Source organism: Paenibacillus polysaccharolyticus, from assembly GCF_023714295.1.
Lineage (GTDB): Bacteria > Bacillota > Bacilli > Paenibacillales > Paenibacillaceae > Paenibacillus > Paenibacillus polysaccharolyticus_A.
Map to the genome: position 1 here is coordinate 13857 of NZ_JAMAUN010000005.1, position 20175 is coordinate 34031.

Annotated in this window: 12 protein-coding genes; 9 read left to right on the top strand and 3 right to left on the bottom strand. The window is 46.8% G+C overall.

From position 1 onward, the window contains the following. Positions 1–144: 144 nt before the first annotated feature. The 6 genes from M3629_RS28670 (at position 145) to M3629_RS14450 (ending at position 10764) form a co-directional block, all read left to right on the top strand. The gene (locus tag M3629_RS28670) at positions 145–2568 is read left to right on the top strand and encodes a PQQ-binding-like beta-propeller repeat protein (protein ID WP_251507489.1); all 2424 of its coding nucleotides are present in this window, start codon (positions 145–147) and stop codon (positions 2566–2568) included. 154 nt (positions 2569–2722) lie between these two features. Beyond that, the gene (locus M3629_RS14430) at positions 2723–3565 is read left to right on the top strand and encodes a methionine ABC transporter ATP-binding protein (RefSeq protein ID WP_251507491.1); all 843 of its coding nucleotides are present in this window, start codon (positions 2723–2725) and stop codon (positions 3563–3565) included. Next, complete coding sequence (locus M3629_RS14435; RefSeq protein ID WP_251507493.1) at positions 3552–4223, top strand: methionine ABC transporter permease; 672 nt, start codon at positions 3552–3554, stop codon at positions 4221–4223. Before M3629_RS14430 ends, M3629_RS14435 begins: the two co-directional genes overlap by 14 nt. A gap of 51 nt (positions 4224–4274) precedes the next feature. Continuing rightward, positions 4275–5111, top strand: coding sequence for a MetQ/NlpA family ABC transporter substrate-binding protein (locus M3629_RS14440; protein ID WP_251507494.1), 837 nt, complete (start codon positions 4275–4277; stop codon positions 5109–5111). 191 nt (positions 5112–5302) lie between these two features. Next, positions 5303–7297: a methyl-accepting chemotaxis protein gene (locus tag M3629_RS14445; RefSeq protein WP_251507496.1), complete on the top strand. Its 1995-nt coding sequence runs from the start codon at positions 5303–5305 to the stop codon at positions 7295–7297. Positions 7298–7563: 266 nt separating this feature from the next. Continuing rightward, positions 7564–10764: a response regulator gene (locus tag M3629_RS14450; RefSeq protein ID WP_285888775.1), complete on the top strand. Its 3201-nt coding sequence runs from the start codon at positions 7564–7566 to the stop codon at positions 10762–10764. A 22-nt stretch (positions 10765–10786) separates the two neighbouring features. Here M3629_RS14450 and M3629_RS14455 read toward each other — a convergent pair whose 3' ends face one another. Both M3629_RS14455 and M3629_RS14460 read right to left on the bottom strand, forming a co-directional pair. After that, entirely contained in the window at positions 10787–11461 is a 675-nt protein-coding gene (locus tag M3629_RS14455) for a response regulator transcription factor (RefSeq protein WP_251507499.1), read from the bottom strand. A 74-nt stretch (positions 11462–11535) separates the two neighbouring features. Next, complete coding sequence (locus M3629_RS14460) at positions 11536–12384, bottom strand: helix-turn-helix transcriptional regulator (protein ID WP_251507501.1); 849 nt, start codon at positions 12382–12384, stop codon at positions 11536–11538. Positions 12385–12531: 147 nt separating this feature from the next. Here M3629_RS14460 and fabF point away from each other — a divergent pair, with 147 nt between their 5' ends. After that, complete coding sequence (gene fabF, locus M3629_RS14465; protein WP_251508102.1) at positions 12532–13770, top strand: beta-ketoacyl-ACP synthase II; 1239 nt, start codon at positions 12532–12534, stop codon at positions 13768–13770. Positions 13771–13853: 83 nt separating this feature from the next. Here the strand turns inward: fabF and M3629_RS14470 are convergent, their stop codons facing one another. Then, positions 13854–15086 (bottom strand): nitrate/nitrite transporter, encoded by a 1233-nt coding sequence (locus M3629_RS14470; RefSeq protein WP_251507503.1) that lies wholly within the window; start codon positions 15084–15086, stop codon positions 13854–13856. Between the two features lie 505 nt (positions 15087–15591). On the opposite strand from M3629_RS14470, the gene M3629_RS14475 reads away from it, so the two are divergent. Then, positions 15592–17898 carry an FAD-dependent oxidoreductase gene (locus M3629_RS14475; RefSeq protein ID WP_251507514.1) on the top strand — a complete coding sequence of 769 codons (2307 nt, stop codon included), beginning with the start codon at positions 15592–15594 and terminating at the stop codon, positions 17896–17898. Positions 17899–17933: 35 nt separating this feature from the next. Continuing rightward, positions 17934–20066 carry an assimilatory nitrate reductase catalytic subunit NasC gene (nasC, locus tag M3629_RS14480; RefSeq protein ID WP_373323222.1) on the top strand — a complete coding sequence of 711 codons (2133 nt, stop codon included), beginning with the start codon at positions 17934–17936 and terminating at the stop codon, positions 20064–20066. The last annotated feature ends 109 nt before the right edge of the window (positions 20067–20175 follow it).

Here is a 20175-nt window from a genome sequence, read left to right on the forward strand (position 1 = left end):
TAAGGGAGGCACAAACGTTGTTAAGTTGGACATACAATAGGGTAGGAGGATATGATTTTTCCAAAATTCATTCGGGAAACAGGTAACTTTTTGATATGGGGAGCGTCTTATATGGAAATAACTTCTATTGGGGGATGAATGTGTGTGAAAAAGGAGCCTAATCAGAACATATGGGGTTATACCCGGTGCGTTACCTTAGCGGGAATAACCGTGCTATTGCTGACAGGATGTGTGAAGCCAGATTCCCAACCGGATGCGTTGAGCGGACAGGCTCAGGTCTCAACAACACAGGCAGCTGATACGAATGCTCCAATTCAAGTCTCCAATACGATTTATAACAACATACCGTTGCCCGGTTCATCATCATCGCTCCCAGCGGAGCAGATTTCCGTCAAAATCCCCTATAAAAAGGGAGAACGAATAATACTCCGAGAGGGCTTACCGCTTTTCAGTGGCCGAAAGGATCACCGCGCTGCGATAGATCAGATGAAGATTACATACCTTACTATACCGAAGGAAAAGTATACGTTGACTGGGGTTCAGGGGGAGTGGATGCAACTCAAGAACCAGCAGCAAGATAGTTACTGGCTTCCTGGCTGGTATGCGCTTAAGCAGAGTGACAGCATAACGAAAACCGATCCTCATACGTTCACTGTTCGTGCCGGCAGCAAATTATATCTCACTCCGGACAGCACGATAACTTGGCCTTCCGACCAGGCGATATTGAAGAAGGCACTCATCGTGGCTGAGTGGAAGGATTGGGTAGGCGTCTCCGTTGCTCCCCGGATTTGGAGCAAGGAATGGACAGGTTATCATCATGCACTGCTCTGGATCAAGAAGAAGGATCTCAAACGTCAAATGCCTGTTTCAGATGGATGGTTTGTAAGTGAGCCGTCGTTACCAATCTCTATGATCCGCCATCTAGTAGATACCAAGCTGGATCAGACGACGACCACCAAGCAGGTTGCCAAGTGGTTAGGGGAGCCGGATTGGAAAGAGCAGTCCAGGAATCTGAATGAACCAGGTGATCCGATGCGGGTTAGACAGACCTGGAGATATGAGCGGCAAGATGCACATGTATTGTTAACATTCAATAACAACGGCAAGCTAACTGAGATTCGCTGGAATATGCCAGCGAGTCAGAATAACGAGGCAGAACTCCGAAGTTACGAGCGTATGGGTACGTTTAGTTACATCACTCAAGTTGCAGCAGGGAAGTCTCTCCCGCCAACACTACCCTGGAAACCGGAATGGGTGAACCAGGGGGACCTGAACTATACCTTTTTACAAGCGGGTACAGATGATGTGCTCCTCATGAAGGGAGACGATGGCGGGTTTAGTGGCATGCATTATGATGATTCCTACTACGCGCTGGATCGGCATACAGGGAAAATGCTCTGGCGAGTGCATAACGGATACGGCCCTGCTCAAGCGGTTTTAAATACCAAGCGGGATGCCGTTACACTATATACAAGTTATGACACGGACCGCAAACAATATCTGGATCGTATACGCCATCTCAACCTGAAAGACGGAAGGATCTTATGGGAATATAAACCTGAGGGACAAGATACGCCAAATAAAAGTACAAACGAGAACAATTCTGCCGACGATATCGTGTGGGTGAACGGCATCAAAGCTGCCCGAAACGTAGTTATTGTAGATATCTCTGCGGCTCAAGGCTCCAGTAACGGATGGATTCATGTGCTAAATAGTTCAACCGGTAAACGGTTATGGACTAAGAAATTAACGACAGGATATCAATTGATGAATCGGAGTGCCGACGAACCTTATGTTCTGTATCAGGAGAAAAATCAGCTTGTTGCCGCAGATCCTCTAACGGGACGAACAGTTTGGCAGGTGGAGGCAGGATCATCCAATACAGATTTTATCGAGAACAACCCTTATTTTGATGGTATCTATCGTTATGATCCGTTTGGCTCAGGGCCTCTTGAGCGCTGGATGCTACTGGAGGATCAATGGGTGTTACTTGATCTGACTTCTGGAAAGAAGCGATCTCAATTTCATGCCCTTCCAGGTCAGCAGTTGGAGGTGCTGAATGACGGTATGGTGCTGATTCGTGAAAATCAAAAAGGAGATCGTTACGGTGATTATGGAGATTATACAACCTCTTTATTTGACCCAGATACAGGCAAGATTCGCTGGACGGTTGATACGAAAATTGAACGTGGACTTCTAGAGGCGGATCAACTGTATGTCATTAGAAATGGATATCCTGCTGCAGTGGATTACCATACCGGGGAGACACGGTGGGATGCACAAGAATCTGTTGGAGCAAACCAATATTCGACCAATCAGGGAAGTTACCTCATCATTGGAGATCGTTTGTTGCTTCCGCGAAATGAAGATTTGCTTGTGATCGATAAAAAGGACGGTACTCTACTAGGACGTGTGCATGATGTCGTCATGGGTACGCCAGAGCATCGGGATCGGGATGCGAAGAATGGCATGATCAACCGAATCGACGATAAAGTGTATGTCGGATCAGCTAACGGACGTTTCCGTGTCTTTCCAGTTGATCAGCTGGAAGGAGATATCTCTTTTTAAAAGCTTGTCTGGGCCGCCATGTTGTTTTATTATAAATGAACAGGATTGCTCGCGCTCCGGTTATCGGCTGTGCGGGCTTTCTTCATGTGTTCTTGAAAGATTCTTGAGAGATACTTGAAGGAACCATACATGATCATTCACGGGAGGAATCTCCATGATTTCATTATATGGTGTGAGCAAACGGTTCAACGAGCGCGGTTCCCGTGCGGATCAGGGATTTGAGGCCTTGCGATCCGTCTCGCTTGAGATAGGTAGAGGTGAGATTCATGGCATTATTGGTTCCAGCGGGGCAGGAAAGTCGACCTTGCTACGGATGCTCAACGGTTTGGAACAGCCTGATGCTGGAGAGGTTACCGTCAATGGTCAGCGACTAACCGGAATGAGCGAGCAAGACTTGCGTCAGGCACGCAGATCCATCGGTATGATTTTCCAGCATTTCAATCTGGTCAGCAATCGCACGGTGCTGACCAATGTGAGTATGCCGCTGGAACTCGCGGGGAAATCTCGAGTGCAGCGGCGAGAGCGAGGCTTGGAAGTGCTGCGATTTGTCGGCCTGGAGGACAAAGCGAACCAGTATCCGGCACAGCTGAGCGGAGGACAGAAGCAGCGCGTTGCTATTGCCAGAGCACTTGCCAGTCATCCAGCTGTATTGCTCTGCGACGAACCAACATCTTCACTTGATCCGCAGACAACAGGTGGAATATTGGAAGTGTTGCGCCATGTAAACGAGACAATGGGCGTAACCATCGTTGTTGTTACCCATGAGATGGAAGTGGCGCGTCGATTATGTCACCGTATTACGGTGATGAAAGAGGGGCAGATTGTGCGTACCCTGTCTGAATCGGAAGTTCGCAGTATCCCGGTTCCACAGCCGGATATCCTCACCTCACTGCTTGTAGACGGCACTCTGGTTGGAAAAGGAAACGAAACGGTAAAGGAAACGGGAACCACTCCCCAGCCTCTGGCGGAACAGGAGGACGGGCATGATGTTACCTGAGTCGGTGCTAAAATATCAGCATGAGATCTGGCAGGCCATTGGTGAAACATTTGTAATGGTGGGGATTTCTATCGCGGCAGCCGTGCTGGTCGGTTTGCCTCTCGGTACGCTATTGTACCTGTTTCGTAAAGGGCAGCGATACCAGAATCGAGTCTTGTTCACGGTTCTGGGCAGTCTTGTGAATATCATTCGTTCCTTTCCATTCCTGCTGCTGGTCGTGTTCATGATCCCGTTTACTCGGATGGTTGTAGGTACATCCATCGGTACGTTAGCTGCAACTGTGCCTCTGTCGGTCATTGCTATTGCTTATTATGCCCGCCTGGTCGAACAGGCTCTACTTGATGTGCCTAAGGGAGTCATCGAGGCGGCCTATTCTATGGGAGCATCAACCGTGCAACTCGTGGTTAAATTCCTGTATGTGGAAGCACGGTCTGGTCTTGTTCTGGGACTTACCACAGCAACGATCAGTTTTGTTTCCTATTCTACGGTGATGGGGATTGTGGGCGGTGGCGGTGTTGGTGATTTTGCTATTCGTTACGGTTACCAGCGCTTCGAAACGGAAATTATGATATTTACCATTGTTATCATGATTGTGCTGGTACAGACCATTCAATTTACGGGCAGCCGACTGTCTCGCTGGCTGGATCGCAGATCCTGAGGAACGTGCTAAAAACGACTACACAATACAAAGAGAAGGGGTAAACATCCAATGAAAGCAAAATTAATGCTTATGTTGCTCGCGGTTATGCTCGTTGTATCCGCCTGTGGTAAAAAAGAAGAAACGCCTGCTAATGAGGGGGCGAAGTCAGAAGCACAAGCCGGACAGGAAGTTACACTAAAGGTAGCGACATTGATTCCGCCAATGACGGATGTACTGGATATCGTTAAACCGCTCCTTAAAGAAGATGGCGTAAACTTGGAGGTTGTGGTGCTGTCAGATAACGTACAGCCGAATACAGCGCTGGCGAACAAAGAAGTGGACGCGAACTTCTTCCAACATGTGCCGTACATGAAACAATACAACGAGGCGAACAATGCGACCCTGGTTCCTGTGCAGCCCATCTACAACGCGATCTATGGCGGATACTCCAAAACCTACAAATCCATTGATGAATTGCCGGAAGGTGCAACGGTTGCGATTGCTAACGATCCTTCCAACATCGGGCGCTCCCTCGTTATGATGGAGCAAAATGGTCTGATCAAACTCAAAGAAGGAGTGGGCTTTAACGCCACGCAAGCGGATATCACTGAGAATAAAAAGAACTTCAAGTTCAAAGAAGTGGATTTGCTGATGCTTGCCCGTATGATGGATGATGCAGATTTGGTAGCTATGACTCCTGCCTATGCGAGCCCGCTCGGTCTGACACCTAAGAAGGATGCGTTGCTGACTGAGAAGGACGATTCCCATTTTGCAATCACGTTGGTAGCTCGTGAGGATAACAAAGACTCCGAAGCCATCCAGAAGCTGGCTAAACGTATGGCTGGTCCTGAAGTGAAAGCCTTTTTCGAAAAGAACTACGCAGATATCGCCATTCCAGCATTCTAAGGTATAGGTTAGTATAGAGATTTGAACATTAAGATCCGAGTGAAATTGCTCGGGTCTTTTTTTTGTAATCTAACTTCTGTTAACAACTGTTTAGAAACTTAATAGAAACGGAGTTAAATTCGTTTAATTTAGTTAATAATTTTTTTGTATGTTGGTGCAATATCAATTTAATATGGAAGAGGTAGAGTGAATTGTCGTTGAAAAACAAAAAAACAGGTTGGTTAGGAAAGATTGTAACCGATTTTAAGGTCAAACTGATCATGTCCTTCATTATCTTTTTGGCGGCCCCTTCCATCACCATAGGTGTATTGTCTTATAACAATGCCAAAGAGGAAGTAACGAAACAAATTCTACATAGTGCAGAGGAAAATGTGAATTTGGCTAATAGTACGATTGATTTAATCATCAATGTGAAACGCAAGCAGGTTGAATATTATGCGAAGGTTTTCACCGCAGACACTATGAAAAATTCAGAAGCAAACATGCTGGAGGAAATAAAAGGATTCATCGGGCAGAACCCGGATGTGGTTCTCGTCAGTGTAGGTGATCAAAATGGCAAATATTTATCTTCTTCGGATGCAACCACCCCGCAAGATTATGATCCGCGAACCAGACCTTGGTATACAGAAGCGATGAGTCAACCAGGTCAGGTTATCGTCACAGACCCTTATACCTCAACATCAACGAATTCAGTTACGGTCTCCATAGCAAAGGCATTGGACGACCGCTCTGGTGTAGTCAGTCTTGATCTGGATTTAAAGGATATTAGCAGTAGTATAAGCAAGATCAAAGTAGGGGAGCAGGGATATATGGTCTTGCTGGATAGTAGCAAAAAGTATATCTATCACCCGAACAGCCCATCTGGATCAGAGGCGAAAGAGTCATTTTGGGCAGAGGTATTTGATAACGAATCAGGCACATTTGATTATGTCTATAATGATGAACTCAAGTTTATGTACTATTTAACGAATGGTTCAACGGATTGGAAAATCGCAGGTACGATGTTCACCTCCGAGGTGGATGAGGCGACAGCTCCAATTCTGCATCGTATGATGATTGTGTTGTTATCTTGTCTTGGAGTCGGGGCTGTAATCATCTGGCTTGTCATGCGCTCCATTATTAGACCGATCAGAGAATTGAAAAATCAAGCGATACAAGTAAGTGAAGGAGATCTGACACAAACCATTGTAAGTAAAAGTTCGGATGAGCTTGGTGAACTTAGCGACGCTTTTGGCAAAATGCAGACGAATCTGCGTTTGCTGATCCAAAATGTGGAGCATAGCGCAAGTCAGGTCGTTTCCTCATCGGAAGAGATGACGCAGAGTGCAGAAGTGACCAGTGCCGCGAGTGAACAGGTGGCCAGAGCCATTCAGGAAATTACGCTCGGAGCCGAGAAACAAATGCATGGTATTGAGCATAATCATGAGGCCATGCGCGAAATTACGTCTGGTGTAACCAATATTTCGGAGAGATCAGTTCATGTGTCCGAATTAGCCAAACAGACCACATTACAAGCAGAAGAAGGTGGCCACACGGTTAAGCAGACGGTAGATCAGATGAAATCAATTCAAGAGACCGTCTTACAGATGAGTCGTATCATTCAGACATTGGATCAACGTTCTGAGCAAATCTCGGCCATCACAGAGCTGATGGGAAATATGGCAAAACAAACGAATCTACTAGCTCTGAATGCGTCGATTGAGGCTGCACGTGCAGGTGCACACGGGAATGGGTTCGCCGTAGTAGCTGGGGAAGTTCGTAAGCTCGCAGAGCAATCCCAGCAGTCTGCTCAAGATATTACTACCCTGACTTCTGCCGTCCAAAAAGATACATTGGAATCCGTTGATATGATGAAGAAAGTGGCTTTAGAAGTCGAACAAGGCATGGAAGTTTCCACTGAAGCTATTCAGAAGTTTGAACGTATTCTGGAAAGTATGCGCGAGACCACGCCCCAGATTGAAGAGATTGCAGCCACATCCCAGCAGATTACGGCTGGAGTGCAGGAGGTTGGAGCTGTATCGAGTGAATTGGCAGGCATTGCTTCAGCAAATGCCTCAAATTCGGAGGAGGTTGCCGCCTCATCGGAAGAACAGCTGGCTTCGATGGAGGAGATATCCGCTTCTGCAAGAAGTTTGTCAAATATGGCAGAACATCTGCAACGTCTGATCCAGCAGTTCAAGTATTAGGGAGAGGGAGCCGAGAGGCTCCTTTTTTATATGCCGTGTAGTTATTTTGAGGAAGTTTTTGGATTGTGTATCGAAGGGTAAATGTTAGAAGAAAGGAGGAGAAACTGGGGAGAAATAAGGCAATATCCGCGATTGAATAAGGGGGAGACGCGTAATATGATTTGATTATTGCAGAGATACAATCGGCCAATCTGGTCTGTCTTTTCGTATGTTAAACAATGCTAAAGTCGTAAATTGGATGGTGAACTTTGCTACGCGATCTCGTTTTGAATTTTACATTAATTTTAATCTTTGTCTTTCTCATTCATCATTATCTGAATCAATCGAGTAATCGGCATAAGCCTTCGTTGACCTCTCGCATGATCATTGGGATAGCGATGAGCATGTTAGGTACTGCGTTATACTACTTCTCCATCATATTAGATGACGGCACGATGTTAAATTTTAGATCCATCGTATATCTTCTTGCTGCTTATTATGGTGGGGGCGGGACCGCATTTATTACCTTTGCAGGTTTGTGGCTGTTTAGAATTAATGCTGGTTTTTGGCCGTCCATTGAAAATTACGATTATGCATTGTACGAACTTTTTTTTGTTCTAGCTGCATCCCTGAATTTCAAGTATATACATCAATTTAATCTCCGATGGTTCTCCGGATCGCTCTTATTCATTTCGGTTTACCAGTTCACGATGGTACTGACGTATCCATCGACACCTTATAGTCACTGGATTACCTTACTGTCTCAAATTCTATGTATGCTACTGGTTGTTCTGTTCATCTATTTCCTGACTCAGAATCATCACTACAGACAGTTAGTGGTGCAAAAAGAGCAGGAAATGCTGGAGATGCTGCGCAGACAGCCGGGGTTTACATTTAAACTGCGCAAGCTGAACGGGAAGTTTGAATTCCTTTTGCTTGAAGGGGAAATGTTGTCTCATCTAGGTATGGACATGCGGAGTCTTGAGGAAAGCTTTCAATTGGGAAATATTAAGGCCCTGCCCCCAGATAAAATTCAATTTCTGAAGACACAATTCAACCGTGCCTGGAGAGGTGAACACTTTTTTTTCGAGATTGAGCACAAAGGAAACTATGCTTTGGTTAAGCTTGGGCCTTTTTTGGAGGGCAAGGTGGTGAAGTATGTCATTGGATATGGACTTGATATTACAGAACACCGTGCTGTCAGGCGAAGGATCCAGGAAAGTGAGGAGCGCTATCGTTTGCTGGAGCGAGTGTCCTCCAATTGGGTTGCAGGATTGGACAGTACGGGCAACATCGTGTCCATTAATCACAAATTTCTTGATGTCCTCCAGGCGGATCGGCAACAGGTCATTGGTCGTGCGCTTGCAGATTTGCTCGTGATGGAAAAATCAGATTGTTGGGTTACCGTATTGCAAGAGGTTCTCTCGTCTAATACCAATCATGAGGCGGAATTAACCTTCCAGATCGGAAAAAGTGATGAATTGCATGTTCGCGTTCATCTTTATCCGCTTAAGTCATCCGGTTCCAATGAGCAGATTAAGGCTGTCTTTCAAGATATGACAGACCAGTATCGCAGAGTGAAGGCGGATAAAGCCAGTCAGGCGAAGAGTGAGTTTTTGGCCTTGATGAGCCATGAGTTACGGACGCCACTGAACAGTATTACCAGCTTCGGTTCCTTGCTGCAACGAACACATCTTACGCCTCAGCAGCAGGACTATCTAGGCAAGATCACCGTATCCTCACAATCTTTACTTGCGTTAATCAATGATATTCTAGATTTTTCGAGAATTGAAGCAGGTATGTTTAATGTGGAGAATGTCCCCTTTTCCCTGGAGGATGTATTTAAACGAGTGGCGGATCAGATTAGTACAGCTATCGGTAACAAGGATATTAAGATTATTTTTCATACCGATCCCGAGCTGCCTTTAACGGTAATCGGTGATCCATTCCGGTTGGAGCAGGTTCTTATTAATCTGCTGAACAACGCCATTAAATTTACGGATGAAGGGTATGTCATATTTCACGCAGAAGTGCTGGCACTTGAGGATAAACATGTTGAAGTTCGGTTCGAGGTAGAGGATACCGGGATTGGCATCTCCCCCGAACAGATGGAGCGTTTATTTGTTCCCTTCAGTCAGGCCGAACCATCAACCTATCGTAAGTATGGAGGCTCTGGCTTGGGCTTGGTCATTTGTTATCTCCTGATCACTTCATTGGGCGGCAGTCTACAAGTGGAAAGTGTACTTGGTGAATATAGCATGTTTACATTTGAGCTGGTGTATGAACTGACAGAAATAGAGGATCGCTCTTTCTTGCCAACCTATCCATTGTTGTATGCAGTGAATGATGTGATGATTGTGGAAAGTGACAGAAGAGTTGCAGAAAATCTGGAGCAGATGTTGCGTTCATTTGGTCTCAGGCCCAAAATCTATCCTTCATTTCATGAAGTGCTAGACAATAACAACTATGATTACGAGAGGGATGAATCGTCTTCTCTCCTGATCATGCTCGATATGGATATGATGCATGTACACGATGATCTAAGCTGGCAGAGGTTAATGAACATGCTGCATGGTACCCGTATTCATGTGTTAGGGTATACGCGTGGAGTTAGCGAGAATGTTCTTGTAAACAAACAGAATTCTATATATCCGGAGGCCGTTCTGTTTAAGCCGATTACCCGTGTCGGGCTGTTTGAAACGTTGCTGACATTACAGGATGGAGAAGTGCAGAATTTGAGCCGAATTATAAATCAGGATGCGTCCTCCGAACGAATAAATCAAGGAGCCATTTTAGTGGCAGAGGATCATGAGATCAATCAGATCGCCATTCGGGCGCTGCTTCAGCAGTTGGGCTTTGAAGTGAAACTGGTGAAGGATGGGGAAGAGGTACTGAGCGAGTTGCATGTTCAGCCGTGGAAGCTGATTTTGATGGATTTGTTCATGCCGCGAATGGATGGATTAGAAACTGTTAAACACATTCGTCAGATGAGGCAGTACGATCACTTACCCGTTATCGCACTTACGGCAAATAGTTTAAAGAAAGATCATAAGGAATATATAGAGGCAGGTATGAATGCCGTTCTGACGAAACCGATTGATGAACAACAGCTCCAAGATATATTGGCAACCTGGATTGATCTGAAGGGTTTACATGACATCAGGGGAATTGATACGGACAAAGCCTTGAAACAGATGGATAACAAACCGCACATTTTGCAGTACGCGTTGAATAAGTTTGCTTTAGAATATAACGGGTTCGAGAAAAAAATTCAGACTTATCTTGAGCGAAAGCAAATGAATGAAGTTGTACGGAGTACACATTCTCTCAAAGGTGTTGCAGCCCACCTGCATGCTGTGAAACTGCTGCAGGCCGTTCTGCATCTGGAATCACTTCTGTCTGTTTCATCTTTCGAAGGAGAGTTCACCTCTATCCTGCAACAGGTACAGCAAGAAATCGATTATATTTCAGAGTCATTACCATGGTAGATATGACTAGCAGAGGCCATGCCTAAGGTGTAAATTTATACCCGACTCCCCATATGGTTTGAATATATTGGGGATTTTTTGGGTTATCTTCAATTTTTTTGCGGAGTTTCGTAATATGTACATCAATGGTCCGATCATTAATATAGGCATCTATTCCGCGAATGGCCTCAATCAAAGCGTACCGACTGAACACTTTGCCAGGATTCAGCACAAACAGCCTCATGATTTCAAATTCAGAAAACGTAGTTTCGACTCTGCGATTGTTCAGCAGGATGGTTCTACGTGCCAAATCAAGGCTTAACCCTGTTTCGGTTTCGGTCACTGCAGAGTTCTCCATTAAAGCATAGCGACGCAAAACGGCTTCGATGCGTGCCTTGAGTTCTTGCATGCTGAAAGGTTTACAGACAAAATCATCTGCGCCGTCGGTTAAGGAACGAATACGTTCGGACACCTCAGTTAATGAAGAAATGACAATCATCGGTAGGGAGGTATGCTCACGCACGATGGCGCATGGATTTTTCCCCCCTGAATCAGGTAACATCAGGTCTATTAAAATGATATCTGGTCTAGTTTCAAGCTGTGGAAGCGCACATCCGATGGTGTCCACACGATATACTTCGTAGCCTTCACCTTGTAAGTACAGGGATAAAGTGTCGCCCAGCATGTTGTCGTCCTCTATAATAAGCACTTTAGTCATGGTGTTCCTTTCTGAATCCACGTTATATAGGTATGTTAGGTAATGGATGTCGCTCTCCCTGGCAAGTAAGCAATTCAGGATTCATTAATTCGATCAAGCAGTTGCATGAGCTTACGCTCTGTTGCCGTTTCTGGTGCGGGTGTATAGATGCTGCATCGCAAATCGGAATTACCTTGAATCTGTAATGAGGTCAGATCAAACAACATTTTTCCTGCTTTCGAATGTCTGAATTCGATCCATACATCAGGAGCGCTGCTTACACTGCTCTGTTTCCACAACGCTTGAAAATCAGGGTGGCGATTCATCATATCATCCAAAAATAAATTATACCATTCATCGTCGACATAACGACCATAATAGCCACGAAAAATAGATAAAAATCCGCTGACGAAGTCCTCCCAGTTCACTGCAAGCCTGCGTAACTCTTTTCGATCAAATACTAGACTGATCATATTCCGCTGCTCTAAGGGAATCTGTTCAAAGTTCATAAAAACTTGAGCGGCGGCCTCGTTCCAGCCGACGATGAAACAGCGGCGATCAGAGATAATGGTAGGGCAATATCGAAGTTCCTGCAGAATCTTTTGCAAAGACGGATGAAGTTGAAGCGTGTCTGGTTCCGGCACGGGCAGATCTGAATAATGCTCCGTCGCTAGAGAAAATAAGTATTTACGCTCATCCGGAGTGAGTCTGAGAGCAGAAGAAATGCTGTCCAGTACAGCATGTGAAACCTGAATGTTTCGTCCTTGTTCCAGCCAGGTATACCAGGTTGTGCTGACGTTAGCCAATTGGGCGACTTCTTCTCTTCTCAGACCTGGTGTTCTTCGCCGGCCACCGGCGGGCAAGCCCACGGATTCCGGAGAGAGTTTGGAACGCTGTGTTTTCAGAAAAGTGGATAATGCCTGTAATCGAATCGCATCACTCAATGCTTCACCTTCAATCTGTTTATCATGGTAGTTATTATACTATGATAATTGACAACTTGTAATAGGATATACAGAAATGGCACTATGAATGCATAAGCATCAGGAAACTGAATGAAGGACGTTATAAGGAGGGCAATCGGGATGAGTATGGAACGTGTTGTGATTACAGGTATGGGTGTGATCTCTCCACTTGGTAATGATGTAGATACATTCTGGAACGCTTTGAAAGAAGGTAGATCGGGAATTTCCCCAATCGAACATCTGGATAGTGCAGCATATAGAACAACAATTGCAGGAATGGTTCGTAATTTTGATGGTGAAGCTCGATTTGGACGTAAAGAAGTTAGGCGTATGGATCAGTTTGTGCAATTTGCTGTGGCGGCAGCAGATGAGGCACTATCAAATTCAGGTCTAGTGCTGGAATCGCTGGACCGGGAGCGAGTAGGTGTATATATTGGCTCAGGTATAGGCGGTATTCAGACTTTGATGGATCAGGGAAGTGTCTTGTCGGAACGCGGAGCATCTCGAGTAAGTCCAACGCTTGTTCCCATGATGATATCCAATATGGCGGCAGCCACCGTTAGTATGAGATTCGGCTGCTGGGGGCCGACGCTCTCTCCGGTAACGGCTTGTTCCATTGGCAACACAGCTATTGGTGAGGCGTATCGGCTGATTCGCCACAGAGGAGCAGATGTGATCTTTGCCGGAGGTACAGAAGCGGCGGTCACAGAGATATCGCTTGCGAGTTTTGGCAATGCGACAGCGTTATCTACCAGAAATGAAGCTTATACAGCGGCGAGCCGACCATTTGACGCAGGCAGAGACGGATTTGTTATGGCCGAGGGGGCGGGGATTCTGGTCGTGGAAGCTCTGTCTCATGCACAGGCAAGAGGAGCAAATATTCTGGCAGAAGTTATCGGATATGGAGCTACTTCCGACGCGTACCACATGGTCGCCACTCATCCTGAAGGTCGGGGAGCTTATCTGGCCATGAGGGCAGCGTTACGCGATGCGAATCTGGAGCCTCGAGATATCGGTGTGATCAACGCCCATGCGACCAGCACAGAGGCAGGTGATCTTTCTGAAACGAGGGCAATAAAACAGCTTTTCGGCGAGTTGGCCTATCATATCCCCGTAACAGCGAACAAGTCCATGACAGGGCATATGCTTGGTGCTGCAGGGGGAGCAGAAGCGATATCTCTCGTTCAAACGCTGCGGCAAGGCATCATACCGCCAACCATTAACCAGGAGCAGAGAGATCCTGAATGTGATCTGGATTATGTCCCGAATGTCGCGAGAGAAGCAGTCCTGCAGACAGGGATGTCCAATTCTTTTGGATTCGGCGGACATAATGCGGTTATTATTCTTCAGAAGTATTCAGCATAAGCAAAATGGATTGAATCATTGAGAGGAATAAAACAAACAGCGCCGCCAATATGGCTGCGCTGTTTTCATATGGATGCAAGGGATCAAGACGTCAGTGAAGTTGAATCCGCAATGCTTTTGCCACCTCTGCTCAGCCAGCTTACCCGCCAGCGGGATTGCATGAAGAGAACAAGGCACATGGAAGCGGCAGCGATGAGACTGAGAATAACAAACCCTGGCGTGTAAGATTGATAAGTGCTGTACAGTTGACCCAAAATGAGTGGCAACGCGTAACCTCCCAAACCTCCGGCAGCACCTACGATACCTGTCATTAGACCAATCTCGTTGCCAAAACGTTGCGGAACCAGCTGGAATACAGAACCATTCCCGGCCCCAAGGCACATCATGCCGAGGAACAGCATGGCGATGACTACGGGAAGCGGCGGGAGGAAGGACACACCCAGAAGCATGATGCATGCGCCGGAGTACAAGAAGGTAAGCATCCGGGTTCCACCAATTTTATCGGCCAGAAAACCACCAACAGGCCGGAAGAAGCTGCCTGCAATGACACAGAACGTCGTAATGTCGGCGGCATGAACGGCGGAAAGCCCATATTGGGTATTAAAGAAAATGGTCAGATAATTACACAGTCCAACGAAACCGCCAAAGGTGACACAATAGAAGGCACAGAAAACCCAGGCATCTTTTTGCTTAAGCAAAATCCCGTACTGGGATAGTTTCTTAGGTTCTGGTCGATTCGGACTATTTTTGGCGAAGATGGTAAAGAGGATAAAAACGATAACAATCGGGATGATCGCGAGTCCGAAAACAACTTCCCAGCTGCCAAAATGAGTGGCCAGACGATTGGCAAACAATGTAGCAAGAACCGTTCCGCTATTACCTGCTCCGGCGATCCCCATAGCAAGTCCTTGATGTTCTTTAGGATACCACTGGCCTGCAAGTGGGAGGGCGGCTGCAAATGAAGCGCCCGCTACGCCGAGTAAAAGAGCTACGACATACAGTTGGCTGAGCGAGTCTACCCATAACCAGCCTAATAACAACGGAACTAGCGTGAAAAGCATACCGATCTGAGCGGTTAATTTGGGACCAATGTAATCGGACATGAAGCCAAGGACTAGCCGCAGGATGGAACCGCCGAGAATGGGCAGGGCGACCAGATTTGCTTTTTCTAATGGGGTCATCGGGTAATCCATAGCAATAATGACAGCGAGCGGACCTAGCATACCCCAGATCATAAAACTGATATCAAAATACATAAATGCTCCGAACAGCGTAGGCTTATGCCCGCTTTTCCAAAAACTTTTGCTCTCTACCATTCCTCATCGCTCCTCATCCAAGTAGGTTCTTTTTTTATATCTCTAATTTTCCGTTTAGGCATAAAAAGGCCGCAAGCCGTCCTGGACTAGAACGATTTGCGGCCCCGTTGCCGACAGGCGGTACACGTCTTTGTGCTCCCGCTTCTGAGATGATCACATCGCTGTGATTTTGATTCAAATTATAAAAAGGGAAAAAGATAATGTCAACAAAAATAACATTAAATTTTGTGATATTTATTTTTTAGTCTAATTATCCATATTACATGTCAATTTAGTTGACATATATCTTGAATTCAATTAATCTGAATTTAATAAGAATCTACACAATGGCGTGTAGAACTCGGAGGCAATGGCGCCCCTTTTCCCATATGGAGAAGGGGTTATTGCGTTTTCAATCAGAAAAGGGGTTGTTCTGTTTTAAATCGAAAAAGGGGTCTTTGCGTTTTAAATCAGAGAGAGGCAATTCGGTTTAGTTTGCAGATGTGAAAGGGATAGGGGGCGGCCCATGAGTAGAAAGAAACTGGTAGTTATCGGCAATGGTATGGCTGGAGTGAAATGTGTAGAAGAGATTATTAACCTGGAGCCGGATATGTACGAGATTGTCATCTACGGGTCGGAACCTCGCCCCAATTACAATCGAATTATGTTATCCAAAGTACTCCAAGGTGAGCATTCCATACGGGATATTATCATCAATGACTGGACCTGGTATGCCGAGCGTAATATCCGGCTGTGTACAGGTGAGACGGTTCATCGGATTGACCCTCGTACGAAGTTCATTGAGACGGAATCTGGCAAAAAGGAAACATACGACATATTGATCCTCGCGACAGGATCTTCTCCATTTATTCCGCCGATCCCAGGCATCGATAAGGAACGTGTAATATCTTTTCGGACAATCGATGACTGCAATCGCATGTCAGATTACTCCAAAGAATACCGCAAAGCGGCTGTCATCGGTGGTGGATTACTTGGGCTGGAGGCTGCAAGGGGACTGTTGCATCTGGGGATGGAGTCGGTGGTAGTCCATAATGCCCCTTATATTATGAATCGACAACTGGATTACGAAGCTGCAGCGATGCTTCAACGTGAGCTTGAAGATCAGGGCATGTCCTTTCTTTTGAATAAAAATACGCAAAAAGTTACCGGACGTTCACAAGCGCAGGGTCTGCTTTTCACAGATGGATCCAAACTGGAGGCACAACTGGTCATTGTTGCTGTCGGGATTCGCCCGAATGTGGATCTGGCCAGGAGAAGCGGCATTGCTACACATCGTGCTGTTGTGGTTGACGATCATATGCGTACCAGCGTACCAGATATATATGCCGTGGGAGAATGTGCAGAGCATCGGGGGATCAGTTATGGTCTGGTAGCACCGCTGTATGAGCAGGGAAAGGTGCTGGCGCGCACATTGTGCGGACAGGAGGTGCCGGGCTATGCAGGTTCTGTTCCGTATTCACAGCTGAAAGTCTCGGGGGTAGATGTTTTCTCGGCAGGAGACATCAGTGACGAAGGGTTGCAGACGGCCATTCAGCATTTGGATGGTGTTCAGGGCACGTACAAAAAAGTGCTGATGCAAGCTGGCAAGGTTAGAGGTGCTATTTTGTTTGGCAACACGGTTGAGGGCACGGCCCTCCTTGGTCTGGTACAACGTGTAGCCGATGTGGCTGAGCTTGCCCCCAAGGAAGATACGCCAGATCCTGCAGTAACAGCAGCAGCTGCGCTTCCAAGCCAGGAAACGGTCTGCGCTTGCAACAATGTAACCAAAGCGGCGATCTTAAAAGCCATTCAGGAGCAAGGGCTGGAAACGGAAGAACAAGTGAAGCAACAAACCAAAGCTTCAGGTTCATGCGGTGGTTGTAAACCTATGGTAGGCGCTCTGTTGAAACACGCTAAACGTGTGGAACTTGATGGAGGTGTTAGCACAAGTGCTGAATCAGGCGGTACGAAGGAGAAACCTGCCGTGCTCCCTGTATGTCACTGTACGGAGATGAGCCACGCAGAGCTGAAGCATCGGGTGAGCGTTATCTTTGAGTCATATGCAAAAGAAGCTGACATTTCGAACGTTGGATCTGGAGTCCTCCCATTGGAAGACAAACAGTTCAATTCACTGTTGAGGGGGCTGAACTGGCATTCGGAACACGGGTGCCCGGTATGCCTTCCTGCAATTCGCTATTATGTTTGTGTTTCAGGATTAATGCAGTCCTCCGCAGAAAATGATGCGAAAACAGTGCTGAAGACAGACCTTTACGGACTGGAAGCGGAAGATTTACAAGGGGAACTTGTGCAGGGACATGATCAGATGGTTCACATCTATTCGGAGCGACATGTACCATCATTGGCTTCTAGTATTACTGCAAGCGATCTGGAGACGAGACTTCGTACCGATTGGAAAACAGCAGTGATGCCTTCCGAAGTGAACATCGCTATTGCTTGGGGTTCTCGATCCCCGGTGAATGTACTGGTTTCCGATGTAGGCCTGCAGGCTTCTCCGGCTGGATGGGAAATTTACGTCGGAGGTCATGCCGGGCATCCGGTAAAGGAGGGCTCCTTGCTCGGGACAACGGAATCAGAGCAGCAAGCGTTCATTCTCGCATCGGCCTGTCTGCAATGGTATCGACAAACGGCTTGGTTTGATGAACCTTTATGGATGTGGACTGAACGTCTGGGAGTGATGTCGATTCGGGAAACGCTTTTGAATACACAATTCCAGCGAGAACTTACGTTTAATCGCGCACAGGAGCGCGAGAAGGATGTTGAGCGTGGAACGGAGACCCTTTTTGAAAACCTCATTGCTCAGGTGAAAGCTTGAAAGCTTACATGAATAACCCGGAAAGGCAGGAGAGCATGATGATGGACGCGGTAAATACAGACCAAGCGAAGTCGAGGTTATATGTAAAAGAGACCCAATGTCCTTATTGCAGTGTGCAATGCAAAATGTCCGTAGAAGAGCTTGCCGCTCCCGTTGCAGGTCAGAAAGTAGCGGAGTATATGGTTCAAGGCATGCCCAATAAGGCTTCGCAGGGCCGCCTGTGCGTGAAAGGGATGAATGCTCATCAGCAAGTGTTCAGTTCCGAGCGTTTGATGTATCCGCTCATTCGCCGTCAGGGAGAATTGGAGCCGTGCTCATGGGATGAAGCAATGCAGACGATTGCTGATCGGTTGCAACAGCTACAAACGACGTATGGTTCTGATACCGTAGGCGTATACGGCGGAGGATCGTTGACCAATGAAACCGCATATCTGCTTGGAAAATTTACCCGCGTAGCACTCGGCAGCAAGTACATCGACTATAACGGCCGCTTCTGCATGTCAGCAGCAGCTTCTGCCGGTAGCAAAGTTTTCGGAATGGATCGTGGATTAACGTTTCCGCTTTCGGACATCCCTAAAGCAGCATGTATCATACTGGCAGGAACGAATGTAGCTGAGTGTCAGCCAACGCTCTTACCGTATTTTAATGAAGCGAAGGAAAATGGAACGTTTATTATTGTGATTGATCCTCGTAAGACAGCAACGGCAGCCATTGCTGATCTTCACCTCCAAGTGAAGCCGGGTAAGGATGCACTGCTGGCCGATGCGATGCTGAAGGTAATTATGGATGCGGGCTTGGCTGATTCCAGCTTTGTTCAGAAACGTACGACCGGATATGAACAGCTTGTGCAGGAGATGGAAAGTCTCAATCTTGAGCAGGCCGCAAAAGCATGTGGGGTCGAACTGGACTTGATCCGTCAGGCGGCAATGGCTTATGGCGAAGCACATACTGGCATGATTATGACGGCACGCGGGGTGGAACAACAGACGGATGGACACATGGCTGTCCGGCATTTTCTGAATATGGTGCTGGCAACCGGAAAGATCGGCAGAACAGGTTGCGGATATGGCGCAATTACCGGACAAGGAAATGGACAGGGGGGACGGGAGCACGGACAGAAGGCAGATCAGCTACCAGGATACCGTTCTATTGAAAGTGAGGAAGACCGTGCATATATAGCATCTGTCTGGGGAGTAGACCCTACTCTTTTGCCAGGCAAAGGTGTATCAGCTTATGAGATGATGGAACGTATCTATGAGCAGGACATTCGCGCATTGCTTGTGATGGGTTCTAATCCGATCGTTTCAAATCCGAATGTAAGCTTGGTAGAGGAAGGTTTACGAAAGCTTGATTTTCTCGTCGTAGCCGATATGTTTCTGTCTGAAACGGCCAGATTGGCCGATCTTGTACTGCCCGTAACCGCTTATATGGAAAATGAAGGCACACTCACTAATCTCGAAGGGCGTGTTCTCCTGCGGGAACAAGGAAGGTCTGCACCTGGAGAAACGTTAGACGATTGGGACATTTTGTGCCGCATTGCCGAGAAGCTGGGCAAAGGTTCGTTGTTCCAATATGCGAAGGCTGAGGATATCTTCAATGAATTGCGAATTGCGAGTCGTGGCGGAGTAGCGGATTACTATGGAATCACCTATGAACGACTGAGAAATGAACAAGGAGTGTACTGGCCTTGTCCTTCTTTAGATGAGCAGGGCGAGGGAATGTTGTTTCATGAACGATTTGCTCATGTCGACGGAAAAGCTACGTTTACTCCGGGAGCCAGTCTAGGGTGGGATGATGTTTCGGAAGCTTTTCCCTTGATTCTAACGAATGGGCGTATTCTCGCTCATTATCTAACAGGTGTGCAAACACGCAGAAGCCCAGCACTTGCTGCTCGTGAGTTAGAGAACTTTGTGGAACTGCACCCGTCAACGGCAGCTCGCCATCGCATCCGTGACGGAGAGTGGGTAGAGGTCCAGTCGGCCTACGGAAGCTTCACTGTCCGTTCGCGAATCAAGGCATCCATCCGCGAGGATACGCTGTTTGTGCCCATGCACTGGGGCGGAATCCAAAATGTGAACCGGGCAACGAGGCCTGATCTGGATCCCTTCTGCCGAATGCCTGGATTCAAGACAGCGGCCGTGAAAATTCAGCCTTTGCGACTGGTCTGATACATTATATTTACTTACTATTTAAATATGGAATAGCTGCACATCTCATGATGTTTCGTGGGGTGTAGCAGCTTTTTGCGTTATATGTGCAACGGCGTGCCGGGGCACG

Bases quoted from the DNA above. Each gene is read 5' to 3' on its own strand.
- M3629_RS14475 (WP_251507514.1), top strand. From the start codon at position 15,592: ATGAGTAGAAAGAAACTGGTAGTTATCGGCAATGGTATGGCTGGAGTG.
- fabF (WP_251508102.1), top strand. From the start codon at position 12,532: ATGGAACGTGTTGTGATTACAGGTATGGGTGTGATCTCTCCACTTGGT.
- nasC (WP_373323222.1), top strand. From the start codon at position 17,934: ATGATGATGGACGCGGTAAATACAGACCAAGCGAAGTCGAGGTTATAT.
- M3629_RS14435 (WP_251507493.1), top strand. From the start codon at position 3,552: ATGATGTTACCTGAGTCGGTGCTAAAATATCAGCATGAGATCTGGCAG.
- M3629_RS14455 (WP_251507499.1), bottom strand. From the start codon at position 11,461: ATGACTAAAGTGCTTATTATAGAGGACGACAACATGCTGGGCGACACT.
- M3629_RS14440 (WP_251507494.1), top strand. From the start codon at position 4,275: ATGAAAGCAAAATTAATGCTTATGTTGCTCGCGGTTATGCTCGTTGTA.
- M3629_RS14430 (WP_251507491.1), top strand. From the start codon at position 2,723: ATGATTTCATTATATGGTGTGAGCAAACGGTTCAACGAGCGCGGTTCC.
- M3629_RS14470 (WP_251507503.1), bottom strand. From the start codon at position 15,086: ATGGTAGAGAGCAAAAGTTTTTGGAAAAGCGGGCATAAGCCTACGCTG.